A 23,243-nucleotide genomic window follows, 5' to 3' on the forward strand; every position below is an offset into this window, starting at 1 on the left:
ACCGCTAGTATAAGCGGCCCCTTACCTGGAGATGTTTCACCATGGCTGACAACAAGCCGGAAATCGTCATCACCTATTGCACCCAGTGCCAGTGGCTGCTGCGTGCGGCCTGGCTGGCTCAGGAACTGCTCAGCACCTTTGCCGACGACCTAGGCCGGGTTGCGCTGGAGCCGGGCACCGGGGGTGTCTTCCGCATCACCTGCAATGGCGTGCAGATCTGGGAGCGCAAGGCCGACGGCGGTTTCCCCGAGGCGAAGGCACTGAAGCAGCGGGTGCGCGACCTGGTTGACCCGCAGCGTGACCTTGGTCACAACGACCGCTGATCAGGCGCCCTCGGTCAGTGGCCGCTGCCTGGGCGGCTGCTCGGCAGCCAGGCGGCTGGACAGCACGATGGCGAAGATGATCAGCGCGCCGCCCAGCAGCATGCGCACGGTAGGGGTTTCGGCGAACACTGCCCAGGCCACGGCAATGCCGTAGACCGGCTCCATGCCGAACACGACCGCAGCGGTGCGCGCCTTGATCACTGCCAGGCTGGCGACGAACAGGCTGTGCGCCACCCCCGTGCAGAAAATGCCGAGCAGGGCGATCCATAGCCAGTCCAGGGCCGCAACGTCGGCCAGGCCGGGCGCCGCGAACGGTAGCAAGCACAGGCCCACCACCAGGTTTTGCCACAGTGCGGCCTGCACTGCAGGCAAACGTCCGGAGCCGGCCCGGTTGGTCAGTGACAGCAGCGAGAACAGCAGGCCCGAGAGCAGTGCCCAGAGCAGGCCGCCGGTGGCTTCGCTGGCCAGGTCGAATGCCGGTGTGACCAGTATCAGGCCAATGCTGACCAGCACGACCAAGACGGCTTCGTTACGGTGGATACGCTCGCGGAACAGCAGGCTTTCGAGGATCACCGTAAAGGCCGGGAAGCTGGCGAACCCGAGGGTGGCGATGGCTACGCCGCCCACTTTGACGGCGATGAAGAAGCTGACCCAGTGGCCGGCCAGCAGCACACCACCGAGCAGCAGGCGGCGCGTATCCTGGCGGCTCACGCGTTGCCAGCCCGGGCCGGCCAGGCTGGCGAACAGGGCCAGGGCGAGTACGGCGAAGGCGGCGCGACCGAAGACAATGATCGCCGGGCTGGCGCTGGCGGCCAGTTTGCCGAAGACGCCGGTAAGGCCGAAGAACAGCGCGCCAATGTGCAGTGCGCCGAGGGCGGTGCGGTGGTTCATGATGGGTCCTTGATGAAGATCTCTACAGGCAGTGCCGGCCCTTTCGCGGGTAAACCCGCTCCTACAGGTGTGCACAACCTTCAGGCGGGGGGCATCCTGTAGGAGCGGGTTTACCCGCGAAGGGGCCGGCAAAGGCAAAGTGTAAAGCCTCAGGCAAACACATTCTGTCGCAAGACTGCTGTCAGTTATCGCCAGACTCTCGCCGCAAAGCCAAAGGTGTACACCCGAACGCCCGTAGCATCGCCGCTGAAAAGGCACTTTGCGAGCTATACCCCACCTGCGCCGCAATTTCGCCCATCGGCAGCACGGTCTGCACGATTAGCCGCCGCGCCTTGAGCAAACGCCGCTGGCGAATGTAGTCCATCGGAGTCATGCCGCACTCAGTGGTAAAGCGCGCATGCAGCCGGGCACTGGACAGCCCGGCGATGCGCGCCAGGTCAGCTACCTGCAGCGGGTAAGCCGCATGCTGCTCGATATGCGCATCGAAGGCGCTGTAGGGCAGGCGCTGGCTGGCGTGCACGCTGGCTGCCGCTGTGGCGTTGAGGCTGGCCAGCAGCAGTGCCGCGCCTTGACGGGCAATCAGCGGGTCGTGCACGGGGCTGCTCGCCAGCCAGTCCACCAGTTGCTGCTGGCGCTCATCCAGGCTCACGGCGGCGGGGCGGTCGAGCAGGCGGCGGCTGGCATCGGCATGCTCGCCCAGGTGCTCGCGCAGCCAAGGTTCCCCAGGCACATCAAGCACCAGGCAATCACTGCCGGCATCGCTGGCGCACGTGTGATGAGCACCCGCCGGGACCACGATCAGCCCCTGACGATCGATGCCGGCGCCATGCCCCTGGACCTCGAACTCCAGGCGGCCGCGCAGGCCGAACACCAGTTGCGGGTGTTCGTGGCTGTGGGCGATCAGGCTGTCGCGGTAATGGCGCAGCGAGAGGATCGGGCCGGCGGTCATGGGGGCTTCCTCGCAGGGCAGGCGCCCATTGTGCCTCAATCCCTGCACGCCATCACTCGTCACTGTTTTGCCATGGCGCTGTCATGCGCGCCTGCCAGTCTCCAGCAAACTGCGCCGGAGCCTGCCCATGAGCCATGCCGAACTGTCCCGCCCCTCGCGCAAGCAACGCGTGCGTACCCTGTGGATCTCCGACGTGCACCTGGGTACCCGCGACTGCCAGGCCGAACACCTGTCGCAATTCCTCAAGGGCTACCAGGCTGACCGCGTCTACCTGGTGGGCGATATCATCGATGGCTGGAAACTGCGCGGCGGGATCTATTGGCCGCAAGCTCACACCAACGTGATCCGCCGGCTGCTGACCATGAGCAAGCGCGGTACCGAGGTGATCTACGTCACCGGCAACCATGACGAATTCCTTCGCCGCTACTCAAAGTTGATTCTGGGCAACATTCAGCTGGTAGACGAGGCCGAGCACCTGACAGCCGATGGCCGCCGACTGCTGGTGGTCCATGGCGATCAGTTCGATGTGATTACCCGTTACCACCGCTGGCTGGCGTTTCTGGGTGATCGCGCCTACGAATTCACCTTGGTGCTCAACCGCTGGCTCAACCACTGGCGAGCGCGGTATGGCTATGGTTACTGGTCGCTGTCGGCGTACCTCAAGCACAAGGTGAAAGGCGCGGTGAACTTCATCAGCGACTTCGAGAATGCCATTGCCCATGAATGCACCCGTCGTGGGTTTCATGGAGTGGTGTGCGGGCATATCCATCATGCCGAGATCCGCAAGGTGGGTGAGGTGGACTACCTCAATTGCGGGGACTGGGTGGAGTCGTGCACGGCCCTGATCGAGCATTGGGATGGCAGCGTCGAACTGTATCGGCTGGCCGAAGCGCAGGCCGTGGCGGCGTTGCGCGAGCCGGCTTAGGGGCCGAGGGCAGAGTGCCGCCAAGCGGCCTCGGACGCTTACAGCCTGAGCTTGCCCAGCAGGATATCCCGGAACATCACGAAATCCCCGGCCAGGCTGTACAGCGGATAGGTAAAGGTCGCTGGCCGATTCTTCTCGAAAAAAAAGTGCCCAACCCAGGCAAAGCCATAGCCGAACACCGGCACGGCCAGCAGCAGCAACCATTTGCCACTGCCAATGGTGTAGGCCAGCAGCGCTATCACCAGGCTGGTGCCGACGAAGTGCAGGCGGCGGCAGGTGGGGTTGCTGTGCTCCCCCAGATAGTACGGATAGAACTCGGCAAAACTGCGAAACTGCGCTGTGCTGTTCATGGCAGTGCTCCGGGATTAATACTTCTGGACAAGATACACGGCGTGGAGCCTGATTCGAGTCTAGAGTGACTGACGGGGCCTACCAGTGACAATAGGCGCCAAATGAGTATCCTTGGGGTTCACCGCAGGAGCGGTTGGTAAAAGAAGCCTGTCATGAGCGAAAGAACAACGTCAGCCAGTTGGGCATCAGGGATCGTGAAGGCACTTGAACTGGAAGGGCTGGATTGCAGAGCCATGTTCAAGCAATTGGGGTTGGACTTTGCCGCCCTCGACGACCCCGATGCACGTTTTCCGCAAGACTCCATGACCCGCCTCTGGCAGCTGGCGGTGGAGCTGTCGGGCAATGAGGCCATCGGCCTGAACATGGCACGGGTGGTCCGCCCGGCGTCGTTCCATGTGGTGGGCTATGCGTTGATGTCCAGCCGCACCCTGGCCGAGGGCTTCGAGCGCCTGGTGCGCTACCAGCGCATCATCGCCGAAAGCTCCGACCTCAGTTTCGTCCTCGGTCCCGAGGGTTATTCGCTGATTCTGACCGTGCACGGTGACCACCTGCCGCCAACCCGGCACAGCGCCGAAGCGTCGCTGGCCTGTGCGTTGGCGCTGTGCAAATGGCTCAGTGGCCGGCCGGTCCAGCCGCGGCGGGTACTGGTGCAGGGGCCGCAGCCGAAGAATGTCGAGCCTTACAAGGTGGCGTTCCATTCGCCGCTGGTGTTCGGCGCCCCACATGATGCACTGGTGTTCGAGCGGGCCGACATGGAGGCGCCGCTGCCGACCGCGAACGAGGCCATGGCGGTGCTGCACGACCGGTTTGCCGGCGAGTACCTGGCACGCTTCTCCGAAAGCCGGGTTAGCCACCGCGTACGCCAGGTGTTGTGCCGCATCCTGCCGCAGGGTGAGCCCAAGCGCGAAACCCTGGCCCAGGCCCTGCACCTGTCGCAGCGCACCTTGCAACGGCGGCTGCAGGAGGAAGGCACCAGCTTCCAGACCTTGCTTGACGACACCCGCCGCGAACTGGCCGAACAATACCTGGCCCAGCCGGGCATGACCTTGCTGGAAACCGCCTACCTGCTGGGCTTTGCCGACCCCAGCAACTTCTATCGGGCGTTCCGCCGCTGGTTCGATGCCACGCCCAGCGAGTACCGCGCCCGCCTGGGCGCGGAAGGCGAAGTGCTCAGTGACGCCAGAACGCCGGCATGCACAACACCAGCACCGTGATGATTTCCAGGCGACCCAGCAGCATGCCGGCCGCCAGAATCCATTTGGCCGCGTCAGGCAGCGTGGCGTAGTTGCCCGACGGGCCGATCACTTCACCCAGGCCTGGGCCTACACCCGAAACCGTGCCGGCGGCACCGGTCAGCGCAGTCATCCAGTCCACGCCCAGCAGCGACAGCAGCAGCGCCAAGACACAAATGGTGATGGCGAAGAAGAACGAGAACGTCAGGATCGAACGCACGATGTCTTCATCGAGGCGATGACCGTTGTATTTTTGCTTGATCACCGCGCGCGGGTGAATCAGCTGGTTGAGGCTGGCCTTCAGCAGGATGTAGGCCACCTGGAAACGGAAAATCTTGATACCGCCGGCGGTCGAGCCAGAGCAGCCGCCAACGAAGCCCAGGTAGAAGAACAGCATCAGCGAGAAGTTGCCCCACAGGCTGTAGTCCCCCAGGGCGAAACCGGTGGTGGTGACCACAGAGGTCACATTCAGCGCCACGTGGCGCAGGGCGTCGAGCCAGTGCAGGTTGGTGCTGTACCAGTACCAGGTGCCCAGTACCAGCCAGGTGACCACCAGCATGCCCAGCAAGCCTTGTACCTGCTGGTCACGAATCAGCGCCTTGCGGTTGCCGCGCAGGGTGGCTACGTAAAGGGTGAACGGCAGGCTGCCCATGATCATCACCACCACCGCCACCCAGTGCACGGCCGGGATATCCCATTTTGCCAACGACTGGTCGGAGGTGGAGAACCCACCCGTAGAGATAGCCGACATGGCGTGGTTGATCGCATCGAACGGGCTCATGCCTGCCCACCAGAAGGCCAGCGCGCCGAGTATCGAGAAACCGACGTAAACCGCCACGATCGACTTGGCGACCATGTGCGAGCGCGGCATGACTTTTTCCGAGCGGTCGGACGATTCGGTCTGGAACAGGCGCATGCCGCCGATGCGCAGCAGCGGCAGGATCGCCACCGCCATGGCGATGAAGCCGATACCGCCGAGCCAGTGCAGCATCGAGCGCCACATGAGGATGCCCGGTGACATGTTATCGAGCCCGCTGAGTACGGTAGCGCCAGTGGCGGTGATGCCTGACATGCTTTCGAAGAAGGCGTCGGTGTAGCTGATGTGCTGGGTCAGCAGGAACGGTAGCGCGGCGAATACGCACACCACCAGCCAGCTGCTGACGGTCAGCAGGTACATGTCGCGTGGGCGTAGGTGTACATGCTCCGGGCGCCCCTGCACCACCAGGGCCAGGCCGGCGATGAAGGTGATCAGGCTCGACCAGAGAAACGACGGCATGTCACCGGTGCGCTCGAAGATCACCAGGGTCGCCATGGGCACGGCCATGCCGACGGCCAGGGTAATCAGGAAGATGCCGATGATGAAACCAATAATCCTTAAGGTCGGCAACGCCATGTGATCTGCTCAGACTCGAAACGGAAGGGCGCCATTCTACCTATGGGTCTGGTGATGTAAACGCTAGAATGGCCGCACATTCAACTGCCAGGAGGGTAGCCGATGGAGGCTCTCGACGCATTGCTCAACCGTGTTTCCGTGCCACGCCTGACCGACCCGGCGCCCAATGCCGCCCAGCGCGAGGCGCTGTTCCAGGCTGCCCTGCGCGCCCCGGATCACGGCCAGCTGCGGCCGTGGCGTTTTCTTACCATCGAAGGCCAGGGCCGCGAGAAGCTGGGTGAGCTGTTCGCCGAAGCCGTGCAGCACAAGGGCGATGCCAGCCAGGCTGCACTGGACAAGGCCCGTGCGATGCCGCTGCGGGCGCCGTTGCTGATCGTGGTGGTGGCCAGGTTGCAGGACCACTTCAAGGTGCCCAAGTCCGAGCAGCGCCTGGCGGCGGGCTGTGCGGCGCACGGTATTCTGATTGCTGCGCACGCGCAGGGGATCGGCGCGGTGTGGCGTACCGGTGACATGGCCTTCGATGCCCATGTGCACAAGGGGTTGGGGTTGGCCGAGAACGAGGAGCTGATCGGCTACCTGTACGTCGGCACGCCGCTGACCGAGCCGCGGACAGCGCCGGTGCTGGAAACGGCTGATTTCGTCAGTGGCTGGGGTGAGTAACCTGGCCTTGGGCTGATTCAGGTATCAAGGCTTCCGGCCTTTTCGCGGGTGAACCCGCTCCTACAACAGCATCCACATCCCCTGTAGGAGCGGGTTTACCCGCGAAGAGGCCAGGTACCTTTACACCCCATCAACTGCCTGTCGCTTCAGCCAGGGGCAACTCCAGCCTGGCCAAAAACCCACCCTGTGGATGATTCTCCAGCACCAGGCTACCGCCATGGCGCTCCGCGGCCTTGCGCGCAATCGCCAGGCCCAGGCCATGCCCCGGTGCTTCTTGCCCTGGCGCGCGGAAGAACGGCTCACCCAGTTGCGCCAGGTGCTCCGCTGCCGCCCCAGGCCCATGGTCACGCACGCTGATCACGATGCGGTCCTGCTCGCGTGCGGCGCTGACCTCGACCGGCTGGCCCGCCGGGTTGAAGCGCAGGGCATTGCGCAGCAGGTTGTCCACGGCACGCTCGATCAGCGTTGGCCAACCCTGCAAGCTCAACCCCGGCTGCGCCTCCAGGCGCACGTCCTGCTCCGGTGCGCTCAGCAGGGCGTCCTTGCGTACGCTGCCGAGCAAGGCATTGATGTCGACGGGTTCGGCATGAGCCTGTTCGGCATCCACTCGGGCCAGGGCGAGGATTTCGCTGATCAGGTCTTCCAGGCGGTCGCACTCGCGGGTCAGGCGTGGCCACAGCGCTTGCCGCTGCTCAGGCTCGGCGCGTTCGGCCAGGGCCAGGGCAATACGCAGCCTGGCCAGCGGCGAGCGCAGTTCGTGGGACACATCGCGTAGCAGCTGGCGCTGGCTGCCAATGGTGCTTTGCAGGCGCGCGCCCATCTTGTTGAAGTCCTTGGCCAGCACGCCAAACTCGTCGCGCCGCGCTGCCAGCCGTGCCAGGCTGTTCTGCTGATAGGTGGTCTGGCCCAGATCGTGTACGGCGCTGCGCAGGCGGCTTAACGGGCGGGTGATGGACAGCGTCACCAGCAGGCTGAACAGGGTCAGCACGACCAAGGCAATGCCCAGGGCGCTGAGTGGCCACAGCAGGCTTTCACGGTGCCAGGCATCCAGCGCCGGGTGGGGGATGCGGTAGATCAGCAAGTAGGTTTCGCCGGTGTCGGGGCTGGTGTATTCCTCGGTCAGCCGGCGCCATGGCAAGCGCCGCTGGTCGTTGTGCTGGCGCGCTTCGAAGGCTGCCGCACGGCGTGGAAAGGTACCGGGCACCACGGCCTCACCGCTATCGTCGAGCACCTGCACGTCGATCTTGTAGCGGTCCTTGCGTCGTTCCAGAAAGTGCTGGGCCGCCTCCAGGCCTTCCTGCTCATAGTGCTTGGCCCACTTGCTGGCCAGGGTATTCAGGCCCGGGTGGCGGCTGAGGATCCAGGCGTCCTGGTTGAGCATGTGCCCCAGCAGGATCGACAGGCCTGCGACCAGGGTGATGGCCAGCCAGAAACTGGCCAGGATGCGCCAGAACAGTGAACGCAAGTGCACCTCCTAAACGGGAAAAGCCCGGCCCGCAGTGATGCGGGCCGGGCACGGGGCGGACAGCTTACTGGGCCTTGGCGCCTTTTTCAGCTTTCCAGGCCTGGAACTCCTGCCACTCGGCTTTCTTGGCGGCGCGTTCTTTTTGCAGTTCGTCAAACTTCTTCTGCTGGTCAGCCGTGAGCAACTTGCGCACTGCGCTGTCGGTCTTGTCGCGGTTGGCTTGCAGTTCATCCTTCATGGCTTTCTGGTCGGCGGCCGGCAGCTTGGACAGGTAGCGCTCGGTAATGTCGCGGCGCTGCTGCATCTGCTCGCCCATCAGCTTGCCGATCTGCTGGCGCTGATCGCGGCTCAGGTCCAGTTGGTGGAAAGGCGCATCACCGCGATGATGCGGGCCGTCGTGGCGCGGGCCGCCGTCAGGCATGGCCATGGCTACGGTCGGCAAAGCGGCAGCGAACATCAGGGCGATAAGGGTCTTGCGCATGGTGTCTCTCCTTTCATAGGCCGGTGATTACCGGATGAGCACAGTCTAGGGAGATCACCGTCAAGCGCAGTCAGGGGATGGTAAAGGCAAAGTAAAGATGATTGGCCCGTGCAGGCCCCGCCTTGTGCCGCCAATGGGGCGCGCAGCGGCCCCGGCGTTTTTACAGGCAGTAGTAATAGCCACGGCTACGCAACGCCACAATGCGTGGCCGGCCATCGGCGTGGGGGCCGATCTTCTTGCGCAGGTTGCTGACATGCATGTCCAGGCTGCGGTCGTACAGGGTCAGCTTGCGGCCCAGGCCGATCTGCGCCAGTTCCTGTTTGTCCAGCGGCTCGCCGGGCTGGCGCAGCAGCGCTTCAAGAATACGGCTTTCGGACAGGGTCAGGGTCATTTCGCGGCCATCGATGCTGGCCACGCCCCGCGCAGGGCTGTAGACCAGGTCACCCAGCTCCATCTGGCTGGTTGTGGCGGTGGGGTGGCTGCGGCGCAGCACCGCGCGCAGGCGGGCAGTGAGCTCGCGCGGGTCGCAGGGTTTGGCCAGGTAGTCGTCGGCACCCAGTTCCAGGCCGAGAATGCGGTCCAGCGGCTCGCCGCGGGCTGACAGCATCAGCACCGGTAGCTCGGCATGCTCGCTGCGCAGCTGCTTGAGAAGCTCCAGGCCACTGCCGTCGGGCAACATCACATCCAGTACCACAGCAGCAGGGGCATGCTCGGCCAGGGCCAGGCGTGCGCTCTGCCCATCGTGGCAGGCACGCACGGAAAACCCTTCCTGGGTCAGCCAGCTGCCGAGCAGCTCGCACAGTTCCTGGTCATCATCAATCAGTAACAGCTCGCTCATGACTCACTCAATTCAACCATTGACGGCGGTTATTCGGCCCGCCAGTGGCAAAGATACCGCAGACTGATGGCCTGAGTATAACTGCTGGTGCCGCGTGGCCCTCTTCGCGGGTAAACCCGCTCCTACAGCGGGCTGTGTCCAACCACCGAGATGTGTCCACCACCAATCTGTGTAGGAGCGGGTTTACCCGCGAATACGGTAGCGGCGGCAACGGTAAACGGCGGATGGAGATTGGCCAGCAGGCCTGGCCCTTTCGCGGGTGAACCCGCTCCTACAAAGGGCTGTGTCCAACCGCCGACGTGTGTCCACCACCAATCTGTGTAGGAGCGGGTTTACCCGCGAATACGGTAGCGGCAGCAACGGTGAACAGCGTGTGGAGATTGGCCAGCAGGCCCGGCCCTTTCGCGGGTGAACCCGCTCCTACAAAGGGCTGTGTCCAACCGCCGACGTGTGTCCACCACCAATCTGTGTAGGAGCGGGTTTACCCGCGAATACGGTAGCGGCGGCAACGGTGAACGGCGGATGGAGATTGGCCAGCAGGCCCAGCCTCTTAGCGGGTGAACCCGCTCCTACGGGCGATGGCACAGATCCGAAGGTTTGTGTAGCGAAGAAGGCCGTGCCGTCTCAGGTCAAGGCAGCACTTGCTTGAACGGCTTGACCACAACCTTGTCGTACACGCCGGCAGCGATGTACGGGTCGGCATCGGCCCAGGCCTGCGCCGCCGCCAGCGATTCGAATTCGGCAACGATCAGGCTACCGCTGAAACCCGCTTCGCCCGGGTCGTTGCTGTCGATGGCCGGGTGCGGGCCGGCCAACACCACGCGGCCTTCGGCCTTGAGCTGCTGCAGGCGTTCGATGTGCGCCGGGCGGGCAGCCAGGCGCTTTTCCAGGGAGTTTGCGACGTCGCTGGCGATAATGGCGTAGAGCATGTCAATCCTTGGGTTTGGAGGTAGAAGGGTCATCGTGCAGGTGGCGCGACAGGTACACGCCTTGCGCCACCAGGAAGATCACGGTCATGCCCAGGCTGCCGAACACCTTGAAGTCCACCCAGAAGTCCTGGAAGGTAAAGGCGACGAACAGGTTGGCCGCGCCGCAGAACAGGAAGAAAGCGATCCAGGCCAGGTTCAGGCGCGTCCAGATGGCATCAGGCAGGGTCAGGGCGTGGCCCATGATGCGCTTGATCAGCACCCGATCGCCGATGAAGTGGCTGCCGGCAAAACCCAGGGCGAACAGCCAGTTCACGACAGGAGCCTTCCACTTGAGAAAGGTCTCGCTGTGAAAGGTCAGGGTCAGGCCACCGAACACCAGGCAGGCGATCAGCGTCAGCCACTGGCCCTTTTCCAGCTTGCGCTGGCGCAGGAACAATACGCCGTACACGACCAGCGAGCTGATGATCAGCATGGCTGTGGCGCTGTAGATGCCGCCAAATTCGAAGTGATGGCCGGCGACTTCCATGGGGCGTGGGTCGAGCTTGTAGACGATGAAGAACAGCAGCAGCGGGATGAAATCGATGAATTGTTTCACAATGGCAGCCAGAATCGGGATGTGACGGCATAATAACAAACATCGATTCCAGCGAAAGCGCTCCTCCATGAATGTTGATCTGCACTGTCACAGCACGGCCTCCGACGGCGCCCTGTCGCCTTCGGTACTGGTTGCCCGGGCCCATGAACACGGGGTGCAAGCGCTGGCACTGACCGACCATGACACCCTCGAAGGCCTGCCCGAAGCGCGCCAGGCCTGCCTTGACCTGGGTATGCGCTGGGTCAGCGGGGTGGAGCTGTCCTGCACGTGGGGCGGCGCGACCATCCATGTGCTGGGTTATGATTTCCCGCTCGACGCACCGCCATTGCTTGCGGCGATTCAAGCGTTGCACCACGGCCGCTGGCTGCGTGCCGAAGAAATCGACAAACGGCTGGCGGCCAAGGGCATGCCCGGCACGCTTGAAGGCGCGCGCGCCGTGCAGCACGAGCTGGGTGACAGCGGCAACGCCCCGGCGCGCCCGCATTTTGCCGAATATCTGGTGCGTGCCGGGCACGTCAAGGACCGTGGTGAAGCGTTTCGCAAGTGGCTGGGTGCCGGCAAGCTGGGCGACGTCAAGCAGCACTGGCCGACGCTCGACGAAACCGTTGCCACGCTGAGGCAGTCCAACGCCTGGGTGAGCCTGGCGCATCCCATGCACTACGACCTGACCCGCAGCAAGCGCAGGCGGCTGATTGCCGACTATATTCAGGCAGGAGGGCAGGCGCTTGAAGTGGTCAACGGGATGATGCCTGCCGAGCAAGTGGGCACTATGTCCATTCTTGCCCGTGAGTTCGGCCTGCTGGCAAGCGCTGGCAGTGACTTCCACGGCCCCGGCACCTGGGGCGAGATCGGTGCCTATCGGCCTTTGCCCGAGGATCTGCCACCTTTGTGGCGTCGATTCAGCCATGAACAGCCTTTGGCGCTATGAACAGGACGATTACGTGAGCCAATTTTTCCAGATTCATCCGGAGAACCCACAGGCGCGCCTGATAAAACAGGCCGTCGAGATCATCCGCAAGGGGGGCGTGGTGGTGTATCCGACGGATTCGGCCTATGCGCTGGGTTGCCAGATAGGCGACAAGTCGGCAATCGAGCGGGTGCGGCGCCTGCGCGGGCTGGACAAGACGCACAACTTCACCCTGATGTGCTGCGACATGTCGCAACTGGGGTTGTATGCCAAGGTCGACACCGGCACCTTCCGCATGCTGAAGGCGCATGTACCGGGGCCTTACACATTCATTCTCAACGGCACGCGTGAAGTGCCGCGTCTGCTGTTGCACGATAAGCGTCGCACCATCGGGCTGCGTGTACCGGACCACGCCATCACCCTGGCCTTGCTGGCCGAGTTGGGCGAGCCACTGATGAGCGTCAGCCTGATCCTGCCGGGCGACAGCGAGCCGATGACCGACCCTTACGAGATCCGTGAACGGCTGGAGCACCATGTTGACCTGGTGATCGATGGCGGGTTCGGCGACCTCAAGGCGTCGACCATCATCGACCTGTCCGGCGACGAACCGGAACTGATCCGCGAAGGTTGTGGCGACCCCACGCCGTTCCTGGTCAACGCGTGAGCCAGCTGGAAGCGCCTGAGGCGCCAGCCGAACGGGTCGAGGCGCCTCGGCAACTGCAGTTGGCGCTGGTCTATGGTGAAGCCCTGACCGAGCTGCCGCTGGACCTGTACATCCCGCCGGACGCCCTTGAAGTCATCCTCGAAGCGTTCGAAGGCCCGCTGGACCTGTTGCTGTACCTGATCCGCAAGCAGAATATCGATATCCTCGACATCCCTGTGGCCGAGATCACCCGGCAGTACATGGGCTATGTGGAGCTGATGAAAAGCGTGCGCCTTGAACTGGCTGCCGAATACCTGGTGATGGCTGCCATGCTTGCCGAGATCAAGTCACGCATGCTGCTGCCGCGTTCCGCCGACGTCGAGGAGGAGGAGGGTGACCCACGCGCCGAACTGATCCGCCGCCTGCAGGAGTACGAGCGTTTCAAGGCCGCCGCCGAGGGCATCGACGAATTGCCACGGGTCGGGCGCGAGGTGGTGGTGCCGCGCCTGGAAGCGCCGCAGGCCAAGGTACGCAAGCTGTTGCCTCAGGTCAGCCTGGAAGAGCTGCTGATGTCCATGGCCGAGGTGATGCGCCGCAACGACCTGTTCGAAAGCCATCAGATCACCCGTGAGACCTTGTCCACCCGCGAGCGCATGAGCCAGGTGCTGGAGCGTCTCAAGGGCGGTGCCTTTGTGCCGTTCATCGCGCTGTTCGCTGCCGAGGAGGGCAAGCTGGGCGTGGTGGTGACCTTCATGGCCGTTCTCGAACTGGTGAAGGAATCGCTGATCGAACTTGTGCAGAATGAACCTTTCGCCGCCATTCACGTGCGGCTTCGCCCGGCGCCAGTTGAAGAACCCGATGAACCTGAATGAACCCCGCGACCTGGCGTCGCTGATCGAAGCCTTCTTGCTCGCTTCGGGCAAGCCGCAATCCCTTGAGCGCCTGTACGAGCTGTTCGAGGAAACCGAGCGCCCCGAGCCCAAGGTGTTCAGGCAGGCTCTGGAGGTGCTGGGCAAGTCGTGCAATGGGCGTGCCTTCGAGCTCAAGGAGGTGGCCAGCGGCTATCGCCTGCAGATTCGCGAGGTTTATGCCCCTTGGGTCGGGCGCCTGTGGGAAGAGCGCCCTCAGCGCTATTCGCGAGCGCTGCTTGAGACACTGGCCCTGATTGCCTACCGCCAGCCGATCACCCGTGGTGAAATCGAGGACGTGCGGGGCGTTGCGGTGAACAGCAATATCATCAAAACCATGATGGAGCGCGAGTGGATTCGCGTGGTCGGCTACCGCGAAGTACCCGGGCGGCCGGCGATGTTCGCCACCACCAAGGCGTTTCTCGATCATTTCAACCTCAAGAGCCTTGAAGACCTGCCAGCTTTGGCCGAGCTGCGCGAAATGGAACCAGCGCCGCAACTTGACCCGGATGATGCGCCGGTGCCTGCGCACCTGCAGGCGTTGGCGGATGCCAGCCTTGGGGACGAGGAGGTTGGTGAGCCGAAAGAGGAGACCAGCTTCCGTAGCCTGTTGGTGGAGCTGGATGCCATGGAAGACGGTTTGAAAACCGATTTTGATGATCTGCGGGGAGAAGAGCCTGAGCCTCCGATGGAGGAGGAGATCAAGGCGCAGCCCTGATTGATCTGTTGCCTGTGCTGCCCGCGAAGAGGCCAGCACAAAGCCCATTGGGCAGAAAATCATGCCCAGCCCCACAAAACCCTCTACCCTCCAGTGCGTTCCCCTGATGAACCGCGTATGATGCGCGGCCTTTTGGCGCGTTCGTCGCCAGAAACCTGTTTTCATTCCTACACCGGGAGGTGCCCAGATGAGTGAGCAAGACCTGAAAGAAACCGAAATCACCCCGCCATCCGGCGAAAAGCTGCAGAAAGTGCTGGCGCGCATTGGCGTGGGCTCGCGGCGTGATGTCGAGGCCTGGATCAGCCAGGGTCGCATCAAGGTCAACGGCGTCGAGGCCACCCTTGGCCAGCGCGTCGACCTGCACGACGCCATCGCCGTCGACGGCAAGCTGATCAAGCGCGAGGAGGCCGCCGAGGCCACCCGCCGGGTGATCATGTACAACAAACCCGACGGCGAAATCTGCACCCGTGACGACCCGGAAGGCCGTCCGACCGTGTTCGATCGCTTGCCACGGCCAAAAGAAGGCCGCTGGATCAACATCGGCCGCCTCGACATCAATACCACTGGCTTGCTGCTGTTCACCACCGACGGTGAACTGGCCAACCGCCTGATGCACCCGTCCTACGAGATGGACCGTGAGTACGCGGTACGTGTACGTGGTGAAGTCGACGACGAGATGATCGAGCGCCTGAAAGCCGGCGTAATGCTGGAAGACGGCCCGGCCAAGTTCACCGATATCCAGAAGGCACCGGGTGGCGAAGGCTTCAACCACTGGTACCACTGCGTGGTGATGGAAGGTCGTAACCGTGAGGTGCGTCGCCTGTGGGAATCCCAGGGCATGGTGGTCAGCCGCCTGAAGCGTGTGCGTTTCGGCCCGGTGTTCCTCAACTCCGACCTGCCGATGGGCCGCTGGCGCGAAATGACCCAGGGCGAAATCGACATCCTCGCCGCCGAAGTGGGCCTGCAGCCGGTCGCGCTGCCAGCCATGAAACTCAAGGCCAAGGACAAGATGGAGCGCCTGCAGCGCAAGTCGACCCGCCCGCTGGGCCGTGGCGAGCGCGTGCGCAACCTGCGCCCGGCCCACGAAGGTGCCGCTACTGGCGAACGCCCGGCGCGTCAGCCGCGTGAAGAAGCGCCGCGTAAACCCACCCGTGGCAGCACGGTGGCTGAGCGCCCGAGCGAGATGCGCAAGCGTCCGGGCAAGCCTGATGGCGACAAGCCGGCAGGCCGTGGTCGCGGCAAGCCGCGTGGCTGATAAGCCAGTGTGGTTATCAAGGAACCAGCCTTCGGGCTGGTTTTTTTATGCCTGCGGGAATGTGGGCCAAGCCCAAGATATTGAACAAAAAGAATTTTTCGGACGACTGGCAAGTTCTTGAACCGCCTTGTAAAGAAATCTGTACGAATGTAGCCGTTTTCAGTCCGCATTTCAGATCAAGCCCGATCGTGTAAACAAACCTTGCCGGCGCCCCTGTGCCAAAGCCGTCGCCATGGCGCCAGCCACCCTTGCCCAAACCCCCGTCCCCACGGTGTTATAGCCGCCATTGCCTTGTGCAGGAGCCCGTCCAAAGAGCCGGGCTGACAAAACAACAAATGGAGGCGCCATGTACGCCGATCACTTCGCCTTTGAAGGCCTGTACCACAGGAACGCTGCGTTTTTTCCCGAGGAAACGATGCAACGCGTTGACGCCTGCGCGTTTGCAGGGGTATACAGTGCGCCGCGTTTTACCTGTGACCCTCTTGCGTACCGCGCACTCTTGATCACGCCTGGTTGACCCGCTCCGGCGGCACCTGAGGTCAAGAAACCCAAGGTAACCACCTTGCCCATTCCGCTGCGCCACGAGCGCGGTGGGTCCGATTCCGTCACAGATAAAAACAATGCAGGTGACTTCGTTCATGAGTGGACAAAACATGCATTCAGGCGAGCTAAAGCGGGGCCTGAAGAACCGCCATATCCAGTTGATTGCCCTCGGCGGTGCGATTGGTACCGGCCTGTTCCTCGGCTCGGCAGGCGTGATGAAATCCGCCGGCCCGTCGATGATTCTTGGCTACGCCATCTGCGGCTTCATCGCCTTCATGATCATGCGCCAGCTGGGTGAAATGATCGTCGAAGAGCCGGTGGCCGGCTCGTTCAGCCATTTCGCCCACACCTACTGGGGTGGGTTCGCCGGCTTCCTGTCGGGCTGGAACTGCTGGGTGCTGTATATCCTGGTGGGCATGTCGGAGCTTTCGGCGGTCGGCAAGTATGTTCACTACTGGTGGCCGGAGATCCCCACCTGGGTCACGGCGGCAGCCTTCTTCGTGCTGATCAACGCCATCAACCTGATGAACGTGAAGTTCTTCGGTGAAGCCGAATTCTGGTTCGCCATCATCAAAGTGGTCGCCATCGTCAGCATGATCGGCCTGGGTGCCTACCTGCTGACCAGCGGCAGCGGCGGCCCTGAAGCCACCGTGGCCAACCTGTGGACACACGGCGGCTTCTTCCCCAACGGTGTCAGCGGGCTGGTAATGGCCTTGGCTTTCATCATGTTTTCCTTTGGTGGCCTGGAAATGCTCGGCTTCACCGCCGCCGAGGCCGACAAGCCAAAGACCGTGATCCCCAAAGCGATCAATCAGGTCATCTACCGCATCCTGATTTTCTATGTCGGTGCGTTGGTGGTGCTGCTGTCGCTGACCCCGTGGGACAACCTGGTCGCCAGCATCGACGCCTCGGGTGGCAGCTACGGCAGCAGCCCGTTCGTGCAAGTGTTCTCGCTGCTGGGCAGTGACGTGGCTGCCAACCTGCTGAACTTCGTGGTGCTGACTGCGGCGCTGTCGGTGTACAACAGCGGCACCTACTGCAACGCCCGCATGCTGCTGGGTATGGCCGAGCAGGGCGATGCCCCGGCGTCGCTGGCCAAGGTCGACAAGCGGGGCGTGCCAGTGCGTTCGATCCTGGTGTCGGCTGCCGTGACCTTCGTCGCCGTGCTGCTGAACTACCTGATGCCGCAAAACGCGCTGGAACTGCTGATGTCGCTGGTCGTGGCCACCCTGGTGATCAACTGGGCGATGATCAGCTACTCGCACCTGAAGTTCCGTCAGCACCTCGACCGTACCGGCCAGAAGCCGCTGTTCAAGGCACTGTGGTACCCGTACGGCAACTATGTGGTGCTGGCCTTCGTGGTGCTGATTCTGGGCATCATGCTGATGATCCCGGGCATCCAGGTGTCGGTGTATGCGATCCCGGTGTGGCTGCTTGCGATGTTGGCGGTGTACATGGTCAAGTCGCGTCGCCAGGTGAATGCGGGCGGTGCTGTTGAGACTGTGGCCAAGTAAGGCGCCATAAGCGGTATGCGAAAACCCGGAGTCAGGTGGCTGGCTTCGGGTTTTTTGTTGCCTGTACGGGCCCTTTCGCGGGTGAACCCGCTCCTACAACGACCTGGTATGCCTGAGGCTTGCGTAACCCTTGTAGGAGCGGGTTTACCCGCGAATACGGTAGCGGCGGCAACGGTGAGCGGCAGGTGAAGATTGGCCAGCAGGCCCGGCCCTTTCGCGGGTGAACCCGCTCCTACAGGTGCAGCGTTGCCCTCAGGTCAGGTGATCCCGCCAACAATCAGATCTGCTCCAGCAACCACCCCCTGAATGCCCGCAGCGACGGCAGTGCCTCATTCCTCGGCGGGTAGATCAGGTAATAACTACGCTGGCTGGCAAACGCCACACCCGGGCTGTACAGCTCGCCCTTGGCCAGTTCCTCCTCCACCAATATGCGCGGCACCAGCCCGATCCCGATCCCGGCACGTACCGCCTGGATCAGGTGCGAGGTCAGCTCGAAACTCGGCCCCAGCCGCATCGCCCGATGCGGCAAGCCATGATGGGAAAACCACTCGCCCCACGCATGCGGGTTGTTGGCCACATTCAGCAGCACCTCTTCACTGATCCGCGCCGGGCTCCAGCCTTGGCTGCCGACGCCGGCCTCCGGCGGCAAGATCACCACCAGCTCCTCGGCATGCAGGCGATGGCAGACAAGCCCCGGCAAGTCGTGGCTGGCCACGCCGATGGCGGCATCGATTTCGCTGGTGTCGAAGTTGATGGTTTCAATGCGTGAATGAATGTGCACCAGCATGCCTGGGTGAGCGCTGTAGAACGCATGCAGCCTCGGCAACAGCCATTTCGAGCCGAAGGTTGGCAGGGTAGCCAGGCGCAAGGTGCCTACCCCCGACTGATAGGCCAGTGCCTGCAAGGTGGCGCTGCGGATGCGCCCCAGTGCCTCGCTCAGCTCGCGCTGGTACAGGCGGCCGACATCGGTCAGCTGCACCTGGCGCCCCTCGCGGCGGAACAGGGTCAGGCCCAACTGCTGCTCCAAGGCTTGCACCTGGCGGCTGACCGCGCTTTGGGTCAGCGACAGTTCGGCGGCGGCACGGGTGTAGCTTTCATGCCGGGCGGCGGCCTCGAAAGCCAGCAGCAGTGACATGGATGGGGTCAGGTGGCGGTAATTCATTCATAAAAGTCATTGATAGCGGCAGGATTATCCGTTTGCCCCTGACGCGAAACTACAGGAACATTGGCCTATACGTCATCCCTGCATGCCTCAACCCATGCCGGGGCGACAGGGATCCCGTGATTTAGCCAATATCAAGAGGCCATCCTTCGATGATCGCCCAGCTGTCCACCGTTGCACCGAGCGCCAATTACCCCGAATTCCTCGAAGCCCTGCGCAACAGCGGCTTCCGTGGCCAGATCAGTGCCGACTACGCAACCCGCACGGTACTGGCCACCGACAACTCGATCTACCAGCGCTTGCCGCAGGCGGCGGTGTTCCCGCTGGATGCCGACGATGTGGCGCGGGTCGCCACGCTAATGGGTGAACCGCGCTTCCAGCAGGTCAAGCTGACCCCCCGCGGTGGTGGCACCGGCACCAACGGCCAGTCGCTGACCGACGGTATCGTCGTCGACCTGTCGCGGCACATGAACAACATTCTCGAAATCAACGTGCAAGAGCGCTGGGTGCGGGTACAGGCCGGCACGGTCAAGGACCAGCTCAATGCTGCGCTCAAGCCGCATGGGCTGTTCTTCGCCCCTGAGCTGTCCACCTCCAACCGCGCCACGGTCGGCGGCATGATCAACACGGATGCCAGTGGCCAGGGCAGTTGCACCTACGGCAAAACCCGCGACCATGTGCTGGAGCTGCACAGCGTGCTGCTCGGTGGCGAACGCCTGCACAGCCTGCCGATCGACGATGCTGCGCTGGAGCAGGCCTGCGCAGCGCCGGGCCGGGTCGGCGAGGTGTACCGCATGGCCCGGGAAATTCAGGAAACCCAGGCCGAACTGATTGAAACCACCTTTCCCAAGCTCAACCGTTGCCTGACCGGCTACGACCTGGCGCACCTGCGCGACGAGCAGGGCCGCTTCAACCTCAACAGCGTGCTGTGCGGCGCCGAGGGCTCGCTGGGCTACGTGGTCGAAGCCAAGCTCAACGTGCTGCCGATTCCCAAATATGCGGTGCTGGTCAACGTACGCTACACCAGCTTCATGGATGCGCTGCGTGATGCCAACGCGCTGATGGCGCACAAGCCGCTGTCGATCGAGACGGTCGACTCCAAGGTGCTGATGCTGGCGATGAAAGACATCGTTTGGCACAGCGTTGCCGAGTATTTCCCGGCGGACCCCGAACGCCCCACGCTGGGCATCAACCTGGTGGAGTTCTGCGGCGACGAGCCGGCCGAGGTCAACGCCAAGGTGCAGGCGTTCATCCAGCACCTGCAAAGCGACACCAGCGTCGAGCGCCTGGGCCACACCTTGGCCGAAGGCGCCGAGGCAGTCACCCGCGTCTATACCATGCGCAAGCGTTCGGTGGGCCTGCTAGGCAACGTCGAAGGCGAAGTGCGCCCGCAGCCGTTCGTGGAGGACACCGCGGTACCGCCAGAGCAGTTGGCCGACTACATCGCCGACTTCCGCGCACTGCTCGATGGCTACGGCCTGGCCTACGGCATGTTTGGCCACGTCGATGCCGGCGTGCTGCACGTGCGCCCGGCACTGGACATGAAAGACCCGGCGCAGGCCGCGCTGGTCAAGCCGATTTCCGACGCCGTTGCCGCGCTGACCAAGCGCTATGGCGGCCTGCTGTGGGGTGAGCACGGCAAGGGCCTGCGCTCGGAATACGTGCCCGAGTACTTCGGTGAGCTGTACCCGGCGTTGCAGCGCCTGAAGGGCGCCTTTGACCCGCACAACCAGCTCAACCCGGGCAAGATCTGCACGCCACTGGGCAGCGCCGAGGGCCTGACCCCGGTCGATGGCGTGACCCTGCGCGGCGACCTTGACCGTACCATTGACGAGCGCGTATGGCAGGACTTCCCCAGCGCCGTGCACTGCAACGGCAATGGCGCCTGTTACAACTATGACCCCAACGACGCCATGTGCCCGTCGTGGAAGGCTACCCGCGAACGCCAGCATTCGCCCAAGGGCCGCGCCTCGCTGATGCGCGAGTGGCTGCGCCTGCAGGGCGAGGCGAACATCGATGTGCTGGCTGCGGCGCGCAACAAGGTGTCGTGGCTCAAGGGCCTGCCGGCGCGTCTGCGCAACAACCGCGCGCGCAACCAGGGCCAGGAGGACTTCTCCCATGAAGTGTACGACGCCATGGCTGGCTGCCTGGCGTGCAAATCGTGCGCCGGGCAGTGCCCGATCAAGGTCAATGTGCCGGACTTCCGCTCGCGCTTCCTCGAGCTGTACCACGGTCGCTACCAGCGCCCGCTGCGTGACTACCTGATCGGCTCGCTTGAGTTCACTATCCCCTACCTGGCGCACGCGCCGGGGCTGTACAACGCGGTGATGGGTTCGAAGTGGGTGAGCCAACTGCTGGCCGACAAGGTGGGCATGGTCGACAGCCCGCTGATCAGCCGCTTCAACTTCCAGGCTACCCTGACCCGTTGCCGCGTTGGCATGGCCACGGTGCCGGCCCTGCGCGAGCTGACCCCGGCCCAGCGCGAGCGCAGCATCGTGCTGGTGCAGGACGCCTTCACCCGCTACTTCGAAACACCGCTGCTGTCAGCCTTCATCGACCTTGCCCACCGCCTGGGCCACCGGGTATTCCTGGCGCCGTACAGCGCCAACGGCAAGCCGTTGCACGTACAGGGTTTCCTTGGCGCGTTTGCCAAGGCAGCGATCCGCAACGCCACGCAGCTCAAGGCCCTGGCCGATTGCGGTGTGCCGCTGGTGGGGCTGGACCCGGCGATGACGCTGGTGTATCGCCAGGAGTACCAGAAGGTGCCAGGCCTGGAGGGTTGCCCGCAGGTGCTGCTGCCGCAGGAATGGTTGATGGATGTGCTGCCCGAGCAGGCGCCTACCGCACCGGGCAGCTTCCGCCTGATGGCGCACTGCACCGAGAAGACCAACGTGCCGGCCAGCACCCGGCAGTGGGAGCAGGTGTTCGCCCGTCTGGGGCTGAAGCTGGTGACCGAGGCCACGGGTTGCTGCGGCATGTCCGGTACCTATGGGCACGAAGCTCGCAACCAGGAAACCTCGCGGACCATATTCGAGCAGAGCTGGGCGACCAAGCTGGACAAGGACGGGGAGCCGCTGGCGACCGGTTATTCGTGCCGTAGCCAGGTCAAGCGCATGACCGAGCGGAAGATGCGTCACCCGCTTGAGGTGGTGTTGCAGTACGCTCAGCGCTAAGTTTGAGGCCTTTTGGGGCTGCTTTGCAGCCCTTCGCGGGTGAACCCGCTCCTACGGGGGGATCGTGCACGCCAGGCTGGCGCGTCAACCCTGCAGGGTTGGGGTGGGCCGCGAAGAGGCCGGCACCGGCTTTCAGGCTGCTGTTGTACGGTCCCTGTCCCGACGCCCCTGGCGGTACAAATAGAGGCTCAATACCAACCCACACGCTGCCGCAGCCGCCGCGAACAGAAACATCGAAGCGAAGCCGAACCCCGCCGCCACCGCACCGACCAATGGCCCGGTCACCCCCAGTGACAAGTCGATGAACAGCGAATACGCCCCCACCGCTGCCCCGCGGTTAGCTGCCGACACTTGGTTCACCGCCTCCACGCCCAATGCCGGAAACACCAGCGAGAAACCAAACCCACTCAGTGCAGCCCCCGCCAAGGCCAGTTCGGCGTTGGGTGCCAGCCACAGCATCAACAGCCCAAGCGTTTCCACCGACAGGCAGGCGATCGCCACCCTGAAGCCACCGATGCGATTGATCAGGTTGCCAAAGAGCAGCCGTGCGCTGATGAAACTGGCGCCGAACAGGCTCAGGGTCAGCGCCGCATTGGCCCAGCCACGGCTTGCGTAGTAAAGGGTGATGAAGGTGGCGATGGTGCCAAAGCCGATCGAGCCCAGGGCAAGCCCTGAGCCATGCGGGAATACCTTGCCCAGCACCCGCAGGAACGGCAGGCGTACACCGCTGACGATGGGTGCGGCTTGCTTGGGCCAGGCCAGCAGCAAACCGAGTACGCACAGCAGGATGATGCTCACACCCATGCTCCACAGCCCGAGGCCTTTGACCATCAGCACGCCCAGTGGGGCGCCGATGGCCAGCGCACCATAGCTGGCGATGCCGTTCCAGGAAATGACCTTGGCCGTGTTTGCGGCACCCACCCGGCCAATGCCCCAGCCGATCGCCCCCGAGCCTACCAGGCTTTCGGCGCTGCCCAGCACCAGGCGACCGGCCAGCAGGCAAGCCAGGCTCAACCAGGGTAGGTGAGTGAGGAAGGCGCAGGCCAGCATGAATACCCCGCTGAGCCCGCAGCCAGCCAGTCCGTACATGACCGCCTTCTTGCTGCCGTGGTTGTCGATGATGCGGCTGGAGCCAGGGCGGCTGAGCAGCGTCGCGAGGTACTGCACGCTGATCACCAGGCCGGCGACCACGGCACTGAAACCCAGGTCGTTGTGCACATAGCCGGGCAGCACGGCCAAGGGGATGCCGATGTTCAGGTAGCCGATGAAGGTGAACAGGACGATGGAGACGACTTGCCCAGTGACGGCAAGTGATGTGGGACTGCGTGCTGGCATTGGGGACCCGTTGCTGCGGTAAGGATGGCAGTGTGTGCCGCCATCTTAACCAC

The 23,243-nt window shown here is 63.5% G+C and carries 22 protein-coding genes; 11 read left to right on the plus strand and 11 right to left on the minus strand.

Annotation, left to right across the window (positions count from 1 at the left end):
- Positions 1–41 precede the first annotated feature (41 nt).
- Positions 42–323, plus strand: coding sequence for an Rdx family protein (locus ACZ889_RS10990; RefSeq protein ID WP_003254571.1), 282 nt, complete (start codon positions 42–44; stop codon positions 321–323).
- On the opposite strand, the gene ACZ889_RS10995 is transcribed toward ACZ889_RS10990, so the two are convergent.
- Both ACZ889_RS10995 and ACZ889_RS11000 read right to left on the minus strand, forming a co-directional pair.
- Complete coding sequence (locus ACZ889_RS10995; protein WP_121783046.1) at positions 324–1,214, minus strand: DMT family transporter; 891 nt, start codon at positions 1,212–1,214, stop codon at positions 324–326.
- A 181-nt stretch (positions 1,215–1,395) separates the two neighbouring features.
- Entirely contained in the window at positions 1,396–2,163 is a 768-nt protein-coding gene (locus ACZ889_RS11000; RefSeq protein WP_014861214.1) for a helix-turn-helix transcriptional regulator, read from the minus strand.
- Between the two features lie 127 nt (positions 2,164–2,290).
- Between ACZ889_RS11000 and ACZ889_RS11005 the strand changes: the two genes are divergently transcribed.
- Positions 2,291–3,088 (plus strand): UDP-2,3-diacylglucosamine diphosphatase, encoded by a 798-nt coding sequence (locus ACZ889_RS11005; protein ID WP_003254566.1) that lies wholly within the window; start codon positions 2,291–2,293, stop codon positions 3,086–3,088.
- 38 nt (positions 3,089–3,126) lie between these two features.
- On the opposite strand, the gene ACZ889_RS11010 is transcribed toward ACZ889_RS11005, so the two are convergent.
- Positions 3,127–3,438 (minus strand): Mpo1-like protein, encoded by a 312-nt coding sequence (locus ACZ889_RS11010; RefSeq protein WP_003254563.1) that lies wholly within the window; start codon positions 3,436–3,438, stop codon positions 3,127–3,129.
- Positions 3,439–3,591: 153 nt separating this feature from the next.
- Here ACZ889_RS11010 and ACZ889_RS11015 point away from each other — a divergent pair, with 153 nt between their 5' ends.
- The gene (locus ACZ889_RS11015; protein ID WP_104961021.1) at positions 3,592–4,653 is read left to right on the plus strand and encodes an AraC family transcriptional regulator; all 1,062 of its coding nucleotides are present in this window, start codon (positions 3,592–3,594) and stop codon (positions 4,651–4,653) included.
- Here the strand turns inward: ACZ889_RS11015 and ACZ889_RS11020 are convergent.
- Entirely contained in the window at positions 4,610–6,064 is a 1,455-nt protein-coding gene (locus ACZ889_RS11020; protein ID WP_004576878.1) for a TrkH family potassium uptake protein, read from the minus strand. The genes ACZ889_RS11015 and ACZ889_RS11020 overlap by 44 nt on opposite strands.
- A 102-nt stretch (positions 6,065–6,166) precedes the next feature.
- Here ACZ889_RS11020 and ACZ889_RS11025 point away from each other — a divergent pair, with 102 nt between their 5' ends.
- Positions 6,167–6,724: an NAD(P)H nitroreductase gene (locus ACZ889_RS11025; protein WP_003254557.1), complete on the plus strand. Its 558-nt coding sequence runs from the start codon at positions 6,167–6,169 to the stop codon at positions 6,722–6,724.
- 130 nt (positions 6,725–6,854) lie between these two features.
- Here the strand turns inward: ACZ889_RS11025 and ACZ889_RS11030 are convergent, their stop codons facing one another.
- The 5 genes from ACZ889_RS11030 to ACZ889_RS11050 form a co-directional block, all read right to left on the minus strand.
- Positions 6,855–8,195, minus strand: coding sequence for a sensor histidine kinase (locus ACZ889_RS11030; RefSeq protein ID WP_180688664.1), 1,341 nt, complete (start codon positions 8,193–8,195; stop codon positions 6,855–6,857).
- Positions 8,196–8,253: 58 nt separating this feature from the next.
- Positions 8,254–8,670, minus strand: coding sequence for a Spy/CpxP family protein refolding chaperone (locus tag ACZ889_RS11035; protein WP_003254553.1), 417 nt, complete (start codon positions 8,668–8,670; stop codon positions 8,254–8,256).
- Between the two features lie 160 nt (positions 8,671–8,830).
- Complete coding sequence (locus tag ACZ889_RS11040; protein ID WP_003254551.1) at positions 8,831–9,508, minus strand: response regulator transcription factor; 678 nt, start codon at positions 9,506–9,508, stop codon at positions 8,831–8,833.
- A 629-nt stretch (positions 9,509–10,137) separates the two neighbouring features.
- The gene (locus tag ACZ889_RS11045) at positions 10,138–10,437 is read right to left on the minus strand and encodes a YciI family protein (RefSeq protein WP_012273585.1); all 300 of its coding nucleotides are present in this window, start codon (positions 10,435–10,437) and stop codon (positions 10,138–10,140) included.
- A 1-nt stretch (position 10,438) separates the two neighbouring features.
- On the minus strand, positions 10,439–11,032 hold the full coding sequence (locus tag ACZ889_RS11050) for a septation protein A (protein WP_003254547.1): 594 nt from the start codon (positions 11,030–11,032) through the stop codon (positions 10,439–10,441).
- Between the two features lie 67 nt (positions 11,033–11,099).
- Between ACZ889_RS11050 and ACZ889_RS11055 the strand changes: the two genes are divergently transcribed.
- The 6 genes from ACZ889_RS11055 to ACZ889_RS11080 all read left to right on the plus strand — a co-directional run bounded on the left by ACZ889_RS11055 (position 11,100) and on the right by ACZ889_RS11080 (position 17,520).
- Positions 11,100–11,960 (plus strand): PHP domain-containing protein, encoded by an 861-nt coding sequence (locus ACZ889_RS11055; RefSeq protein ID WP_180688663.1) that lies wholly within the window; start codon positions 11,100–11,102, stop codon positions 11,958–11,960.
- A 13-nt stretch (positions 11,961–11,973) separates the two neighbouring features.
- The gene (locus ACZ889_RS11060; protein ID WP_003254544.1) at positions 11,974–12,603 is read left to right on the plus strand and encodes an L-threonylcarbamoyladenylate synthase; all 630 of its coding nucleotides are present in this window, start codon (positions 11,974–11,976) and stop codon (positions 12,601–12,603) included.
- 110 nt (positions 12,604–12,713) lie between these two features.
- Positions 12,714–13,454, plus strand: coding sequence for a segregation and condensation protein A (locus tag ACZ889_RS11065; protein ID WP_162182116.1), 741 nt, complete (start codon positions 12,714–12,716; stop codon positions 13,452–13,454).
- Complete coding sequence (scpB, locus tag ACZ889_RS11070; RefSeq protein ID WP_476257379.1) at positions 13,441–14,208, plus strand: SMC-Scp complex subunit ScpB; 768 nt, start codon at positions 13,441–13,443, stop codon at positions 14,206–14,208. The genes ACZ889_RS11065 and scpB overlap by 14 nt, the downstream gene beginning before the upstream one ends.
- 187 nt (positions 14,209–14,395) lie before the next feature.
- On the plus strand, positions 14,396–15,463 hold the full coding sequence (gene rluB / locus ACZ889_RS11075) for a 23S rRNA pseudouridine(2605) synthase RluB (RefSeq protein WP_003254539.1): 1,068 nt from the start codon (positions 14,396–14,398) through the stop codon (positions 15,461–15,463).
- 638 nt (positions 15,464–16,101) lie between these two features.
- Positions 16,102–17,520 (plus strand): amino acid permease, encoded by a 1,419-nt coding sequence (locus tag ACZ889_RS11080; RefSeq protein WP_178085909.1) that lies wholly within the window; start codon positions 16,102–16,104, stop codon positions 17,518–17,520.
- 277 nt (positions 17,521–17,797) lie between these two features.
- Here the strand turns inward: ACZ889_RS11080 and ACZ889_RS11085 are convergent, their stop codons facing one another.
- Positions 17,798–18,682, minus strand: a complete 885-nt coding sequence (locus tag ACZ889_RS11085; protein WP_003254537.1) for a LysR substrate-binding domain-containing protein — start codon at positions 18,680–18,682, stop codon at positions 17,798–17,800.
- Between the two features lie 152 nt (positions 18,683–18,834).
- Between ACZ889_RS11085 and ydiJ the strand changes: the two genes are divergently transcribed.
- Positions 18,835–21,855, plus strand: coding sequence for a D-2-hydroxyglutarate dehydrogenase YdiJ (ydiJ, locus tag ACZ889_RS11090; RefSeq protein ID WP_004575994.1), 3,021 nt, complete (start codon positions 18,835–18,837; stop codon positions 21,853–21,855).
- Positions 21,856–21,987: 132 nt separating this feature from the next.
- On the opposite strand, the gene ACZ889_RS11095 is transcribed toward ydiJ, so the two are convergent.
- Entirely contained in the window at positions 21,988–23,190 is a 1,203-nt protein-coding gene (locus ACZ889_RS11095) for an MFS transporter (RefSeq protein WP_180688660.1), read from the minus strand.
- Positions 23,191–23,243 lie beyond the last annotated feature (53 nt).

It is taken from the genome of Pseudomonas sp. TE3895 (genome assembly GCF_056278855.1).